This window comes from Desulforudis sp. DRI-14 (genome assembly GCF_052618305.1).
In genome coordinates, this window is record NZ_JBQXEZ010000047.1 from 1 (window position 1) to 2,340 (window position 2,340).

Here is a 2,340-nt window from a genome sequence, read left to right on the forward strand (position 1 = left end):
ATGCACGGGTCGAAGGAGCGGACCACGCGCACGAGTTCGATCGGCTGGTTCGGGTCTTTCACCGGGGTGCCGACCAGGGCTTGCTCCAGCGGGCCCATGACGCCGTTGTCGTCACGCGGGCAGATGTTCCAGGTGCTGGGCACGACGGCCTGGTAGTTGTGGATAACGTGGTCCTTGATCTCGATCCAGTGGCCGAGCGCGCCGCGCGGGGCCTCGGTGAGGCCCTGCCCCCTGGCTTCCTTGGGAATGTCGTGCGGGGTGAAGCAGGGCTGGCCGGGCTCAAGCTGGGCGGCCCATTCTTTCATGGCGTGGGCGACGAGGGAGCACTCGACAGCGCGGGCGTAATGCCGGCCGAGGACGGAGAAGGCTTTGTCGCCCAGGCCCAGGGTACCGGGTTCTTTGTTGACCCACATGCGCGCCAGCGGACCGACTTCGTGCGGCAGGTCGGCGTAACGCGGGGCTTTAAGCCAGGAGTAGGCGCCGGATTTGTGAGGCTCGGGCACGGTCATGCCCTCGCTGGGATGCCGCTTGGAGGTCTTGGACTCGAAACGGGAGTACATGACATGCTCGGTAACTTCTTGGGGGTCGACGGGCGCCCACTCGCCGTTGGTGTAACGGCCGCGCTTGATGAACTGCTGCTGGCCGTCAAGGTCCTTTTCGTCGGTGAGGGGGAAGACGCCCCAGACTAAGAGGTTTTTGCAGCCGGCGCCGATGCCGAACCAGTCGTCGTAAATGCCGGCGACAGCAAGGACGTCGGGGATGTAGACGTTGTCGACGAAGGCGATGAGTTCGTCCAGGAGTTTGACGAACTGGTCGACTTTTTCGGCGGTGACGAGGGAGGTGACGCCGCCGGGAATGAAGACGGTGGTGTGCGGCGCCTTGGCGCCGAAGACGGCCAGGAGCTGGTGCGCTTTTTTGCGCATGTCCAGAGCCTGGATGTAGTGGCCGACGGCCATGTCGTTAACGTCCTTGGGCAGCCGGTAATCCCCTTCGTAACGGGGGATGAAGGGCGCGGTGTCGGGGCCCTTGACGTAGTCCAAGGCCGCGAGGTGGTAGAAGTGCAGGATGTGCGACTGGACGTAGTTGGCCGCCTGAATGAGGTTTCTCAAGATGCGCCCGTTTTTGGGCGGCAGGATGCCGAAGGCGTCGTCTAGGTTTAGCACCGAACTGATGCCGTGGGAGATGGGTCAGACGCCGCAGATGCGCTGCATGATGTGCTGGGCGTCACGCGGGTCGCGGCCCCGCAGGATCATCTCCAGGCCCCGGAAGAGGGTGCCGGAGGCTTTGGCGTCGATGACTTTACCGTTTTCGACTTCAACTTCGATGCCCAGGTGACCCTCGATTCTGGTTACGGGATCGACAAGGATTTTCTGTGCCATTTAATGTTCCACCCCCTTACTTGGTAAAAGCTTCGAGTTTGCCCTTGACAGGCATCCAGCCGTAAAGCGGGCTGACGTCGTCGGGAAACTCGGGCTCGGAACAGGCCTGACAGGGCGCCCCGGCATCGATGCACCAGTTGGTCCCGCCGTTCCACTTGCGCTTGGGGCAGTCGCTCATGGCGATGAAGCCCTTGCAGCCCAAAAGGGCTAAACAGCCTTCCTGCCCGGGCTGGAGGGCGAACTGGTTGGCCTCGAACATGGGCCGCCGCGGACAGTTGTCGTGAATGGGCATCGGGTAGAACATTTTGGGCCGGTTGTATTTGTCCAGCTCAGGCAGTTCGCCGTAGGTGAGGACGTAGACGACGGTGCCCAGGAAGTGGTCGGGGTGCATGGGGCAGTTGCCGATGTTGATGACCGGCTTGTTTTTGACGACGTGGGAAACACCGACGACGCTGGTCGGGTTGGGCCGGGCCGCCGGAATGCCGCCGAAGGAGGCGCAGGAACCGGCGGCGATAACGGCCTTGGCGGCTTCGCCCATTTTGGCGACGGCGTCAAGGATGGTAAGGTGTTTGCCGTTTTTCTCGGCGATGGTGCAGTAGTGACCCTTTTCGCCCAGGGGAATGCCGCCTTCGACGACGAGGAAGAAGTTGTCGCGGTGTTTGGCGGCGACTTCTTCGAGAACGTGGACGACGTCGTGACCGGAAGCGGCGGATACGTTAGGATGATAACGGAGACTGATGACGTCCAAAAGGACTTTTTCGATCGGCGGTTCGACGCTGTTTAAAAGCGATACGGAACAGCCGGTGCAACTGGCCCCCTGCAGCCAGATGACGGGGGGCTTGCCGTCTGCCATTTCGGCCAGCGCGTCTGTGATCTGCGGCCCGAGCAGAGACATGAGGCTCAGACCCGCGGTCGAAGCGGCACACGCTTGGATAAACTCTCGCCGTGAAAGTTTTCTCAT

General features: G+C 62.1%; 2 protein-coding genes. Both read right to left on the reverse strand.

The genetic code is table 11. The features are described 5' to 3' along the window. Positions 1–1,379 (reverse strand): nickel-dependent hydrogenase large subunit (locus tag ACUM6F_RS12655; RefSeq protein ID WP_445349465.1); only part of this gene is annotated, 1,379 nt, incomplete at its 3' end. 16 nt (positions 1,380–1,395) lie between these two features. Continuing rightward, the coding region (locus ACUM6F_RS12660) for a hydrogenase small subunit (RefSeq protein ID WP_425621809.1) at positions 1,396–2,340 on the reverse strand (945 nt) is incomplete at its 5' end.